Origin of the sequence: Campylobacter sp., from assembly GCF_017646085.1 — a bacterium.
Classification (GTDB): Bacteria; Campylobacterota; Campylobacteria; order Campylobacterales; family Campylobacteraceae; genus Campylobacter.
In genome coordinates this window covers 1-2,394 of sequence record NZ_JAGCNF010000012.1, presented here as the reverse complement: position 1 = coordinate 2,394, position 2,394 = coordinate 1, and the positions used below count along the sequence as shown (strand labels likewise).

At 34.2% G+C, this 2,394-nt stretch carries 1 protein-coding gene; it reads left to right on the top strand.

All coding sequences use genetic code 11. The annotated features are described in order from the left end of the window. The first annotated feature begins 236 nt into the window (after nt 1–236). Nucleotides 237–2,300 carry a capsular polysaccharide biosynthesis protein gene (locus J6V67_RS00610; RefSeq protein WP_291857234.1) on the top strand — a complete coding sequence of 688 codons (2,064 nt, stop codon included), beginning with the start codon at nt 237–239 and terminating at the stop codon, nt 2,298–2,300. Nucleotides 2,301–2,394 lie beyond the last annotated feature (94 nt).

The window sequence follows — 2,394 nt, the reverse complement described above, 5'->3', positions numbered from 1 at the left end:
GGTATAAATAGATGTACATTAGATGAGACATTTATAGCTGATATAAAAAGATTATGGGCTATAACGCCAGAGCTTAGAGCTGCAATGGTGCTGTTGCCGGTGGAGTAGTAAAGTATTTTACTTGAGTGTAGATTATATGGGGCGTAAATGCCCCAAAACTGATTCATTAATATTTATAGATATTTTTATTATTTATTGGATATAATTCATTAAATTTTATAAAATGTAGGTTATATATGGAGTTTGATGGTTATAGTAGCTCTGGAAAATTAATAGAAAATACTAAAAAATTTTACAAGATTAAGAGATTTTTTAAATTTACTTTACCTAGTACAAATGCCATATTTTATGGTTGGGGGCGCAAACCATCAGGACAACAAGCCGTAGAATTAGCTAGCAAATTTAAAGGCAAATTTAAACTCTTAGAAGATGGATTTATTCGTTCAGTCGGATTGGGAGTTGAAGGTGCTAGGCTTCTTAGTGTAGTTGAAGATGATACCGGAATATATTACGATGCTACGCAGCCAAGCCAACTTGAGCATATACTTGCTACAAATGAATTTGATACCAAACTCCTTTGTGAAGCTAGATGGTGTATAGATTTTATCATTTCTAATCATATATGCAAATATAATAACGCCCCAGATATCACTACTGCTCAAGTTGAAAAATATGAACTCCAAAACCGCTCAAATATTTTAATAATCGCCCAAACTCATGGCGATGCATCGCTAGAGTACGGCCTAGCTAATCAATTTAGCACTCTTGATATGATAAATGCAGCAATAAATGAAAATCCAAATTCAAATATCTTGCTAAAAATTCATCCAGATGTGCTAAGTGGCAAGAAGAAATCTGATATTGATATTGCAAATTTGCCTTCACAAATTAAAATAATTAGTGAAAATATAAATCCAATTTCGCTACTAAAGCATATTACAAAAGTTTATACTAAAACCTCTGCAATGGGCTTTGAGGCGCTAATGTGCGGGTGTGAGTGTGTATGTTTTGGTGTGCCATTTTATGCTGGTTGGGGATTAAGCGATGATAGGGCGCAAATTCCATCAAGACGTAATAAAAAACTAAGCCTTGAGCAGTTATTTGCTGGGGCATATTTATTATATGCTAAATATATTGATCCATATAACGGTGCGCCAACTACTCTAAAAAGAGTACTTCCGCAGATAAATACTCTAAAAAACATTAAACTAAATGAGTGTAAAAAGGCAAAGTTTTTATTTGGATTTTCGATTTGGAAGCGCAAATTTATGTTGCCATTTTTGGGTAAAAATCTAAATTTTATCAGTACTTTTAGCAAAAATCCATTACAGCAAGCGCTAAATTTGGGCTTAAATAAAGACTCTGCAGTCTATATTTGGGGAAAAAAAGAGTATCCACAGGTACAAAAATGGTGCGATGAAAATGGAGTGCAAATTATTAGAGTTGAAGATGGATTTATACGTTCAGTTGGCCTTGGTAGTGACCTTACTAGGCCGTATTCATTAGTATTTGATGATGTTGGGATATACTTTGATACTACTATGCCAAGCAGACTAGAAAATATTCTAAACTATCATAAATTTAGCCCTTATGAGATAAAGAGCGCTAAGAAGCTTAGAGAGATTTTAATAAATAGTAAAATTTCAAAATATAATGATGATAAAGATGCTATAATAACACATAAAAATAGTAAGATTGCTTTAGTTATCGGTCAGGTTGAAGATGATGCAAGCGTAAGAATTGGTGCTGATGGCATGAAAAATATCGAGCTTTTACGCCTTGCTAGGCAAAACTCACCCCATGCTCATATAATTTATAAGCCTCACCCAGATGTCGTAAGTGGAAATAGGGTTGGTGCGGTAGAGACTACAGAGGCTCTAAAATATTGTGATGAAGTGCTTGAGGGTGTGAGTATGCCTACACTTTTAGACATTGCTGATGAAATTCATACAATGACATCGACTAGTGGATTAGAGGCGATTTTACGTAAGAAGAGGGTGGTCTGCTATGGTCGGCCATTTTGGGCTGGCTGGGGACTAAGCGATGATAAAAAACCACAGCCACGCAGGTATAGAAGTTTAAGTAGTGATGAGTTAATAGCTGGGGCATATCTGCTCTATCCTAGATATATTCATCCACTAAATTTAGAGGCATGTGAATCGTGTGATTTAATAGTGGCGCTTCAAGAACAAATAAAAGAGTTAAAAAGCAATATATTGATGAAAATTAAATATAAAATTTACTCAAGTTCTGTTAGGATTGGACAAAAAATATTGCGTAAATTTGTGGTAAAAAGATGAGATTAGAAGATAGAATCAGTAATATTAGTGGTAAAAATATTCTTCTTTTGCAAGGTCCTATGGGGGATTTTTTTAATAAGCTAGAGCAAATTTG

Excerpts from the sequence above, each read along its gene's own strand:
- J6V67_RS00610 (WP_291857234.1), top strand. The coding sequence starts at position 237 with ATGGAGTTTGATGGTTATAGTAGCTCTGGAAAATTAATAGAAAATACT.